Genomic DNA, 217 nt, shown 5'->3' with positions numbered 1-217 from the left:
GTATCAGTGCCAAGACCGTGTCCAACCACCTGACCTTGCTCAAGAGCAAGTTGCAGGTCAGCTCGCATGCCGAGCTGGTGCACCTGGGGATCGATTTGGGGGTGGTGCGGGCGGCGCTCGATTTGCGCACCACCACAAAAACCAAACCATGCCCCTGATGGCCTTGACCCAATCTCCAGCCGTGCAGCTGCAAGCACACACCCTGTAAACCTAATCC

General features: G+C 58.5%; 1 protein-coding gene. It reads left to right on the top strand.

The genetic code is table 11. From position 1 onward, the window contains the following. The coding region (locus ACNFBR_RS29395; RefSeq protein ID WP_416737895.1) for a LuxR C-terminal-related transcriptional regulator at positions 1-158 on the top strand (158 nt) is incomplete at its 5' end. Positions 159-217 lie beyond the last annotated feature (59 nt).

It is taken from the genome of Pseudomonas sp. NY11955, assembly GCF_048068035.1.
Classification (GTDB): domain Bacteria; phylum Pseudomonadota; class Gammaproteobacteria; order Pseudomonadales; family Pseudomonadaceae; genus Aquipseudomonas.
Note: the sequence above shows the minus strand (reverse complement) of the source record. Positions and strands in the feature narration are given on the sequence as shown.